This window comes from Rhodococcus sp. MH15, assembly GCF_019266045.1.
In the GTDB taxonomy this organism is placed as follows: Bacteria; Actinomycetota; Actinomycetes; order Mycobacteriales; family Mycobacteriaceae; genus Rhodococcus_F; species Rhodococcus_F qingshengii.
This window is the reverse complement of sequence record NZ_LPNP01000008.1, coordinates 1-1,370: the sequence shown is the minus strand read 5'-3', so window position 1 is coordinate 1,370 and position 1,370 is coordinate 1. Positions and strand designations below refer to the sequence as shown.

At 59.9% G+C, this 1,370-nt stretch carries 1 protein-coding gene; it reads right to left on the bottom strand.

Features of this window, described 5'->3' with window-relative positions; genetic code table 11:
* Positions 1–39: 39 nt before the first annotated feature.
* On the bottom strand, positions 40–1,323 hold the full coding sequence (locus tag ATN37_RS00055; RefSeq protein ID WP_047269195.1) for an IS256 family transposase: 1,284 nt from the start codon (positions 1,321–1,323) through the stop codon (positions 40–42).
* Between the last annotated feature and the right edge of the window lie 47 nt (positions 1,324–1,370).

Sequence of the window (1,370 nt, the reverse complement as noted above, 5' to 3'; positions counted from 1 at the left end):
GGGTCTGTCCAGAAAACGGTGTAATTGGTTGATTTCTAACTACTTTCGTCCGGCAGACAGCCGTCCGTCGAACGTTATCTCGAAGGCATTCAGTGCTGCCTTCCATCGGTTGGACCAGCGTTGGCGGGCGGTACCTTTGGGATCGAGGCTCATGATGGCCAGATACACGCATTTCAAGGCCGCGGCCTCGGTCGGAAAGTGTCCACGGGCCTTGACAGCCCTGCGGATTCGGGCGTTGACACTCTCGATGGCGTTGGTCGTGTAAATGACCTGCCGGATGGCGTTGTCGAATTGTAGGAACGGCACGAACTCAGCCCAGGCGTTGGTCCAGAGCCTGATGATCGCGGGATAGCGTTTCTCCCATTTGTCACTGAACTCTGCGAATCGGTCGAGCGCGGCCTGCTCCGACGGAGCCGTGTAGACGGGTTTGAGGTCCTTGGCGATATCGGACCAGTCCTTGCGGGAGGCATAGGCGTAGGTGTTACGGAGAAGATGGACCACACAAGTCTGCACGATGGTCTGTGGCCACACTTGCTCGATCGAGTCAGGTAGATGCTTGAGACCGTCGCACACGACGATCAGAACATCCTGCACACCACGGTTTTTCAGCTCGGACAACACCCGAAGCCAGTACTTCGCTCCCTCCCCGTCGCCGTGCTCACCGACCCACAATCCGAGGATGTCGCGGGTGCCGTCGACAGTCACCCCCATCGCGACGTAGATCGGCCGGTTAGCGACGTTGCCCTCGCGAATCTTGACGTGGATGCAGTCGATGAACAACACCGGGTACACAGGGTCCAACGGCCGGTTCTGCCACTCGGCCATGCCTTCCATCACCCGCTCGGTGATCGTCGAGATCGTCTGCTTGGACACATCGGCTCCGTACACCTCGGCCAGGTGTGCAGCGATCTCACCAGTCGTCAAACCCTTGGCCGACAATGAGATCACCATGTCCTCCACGCCCGACAGCCGACGCTGCCGCTTGGCCACGATCTTCGGCTCGAAGGAGGAATCCCGGTCACGGGGCACCTCGAGTTCGACCGGGCCGGCCTCGGTCAACACGTTCTTGGCTCGTCTGCCGTTGCGGGAGTTGCCGCTGCCCCTCCCTGCCGGGTCGCTCTTGCCGTATCCGAGGTGGTCGTCCATCTCGCCTTCGAGCGCGGACTCCACGACTAGCTTGGTCAGCTTCGACAGCAATCCACCATCTCCGGTCAACTGCAGCCCTTCGGCTCGCGCCTGCTCGACCAGCTCTTTGAGCCGCGCATCGCTGATACCCGGCTGAGCCGAGTTCGTCTCTGTCTCACGATCAATCACATCAGTCATAGTGGCGTATCTCCTTTCAGAGTTACACCGTTGTTCTTACAGTCCCG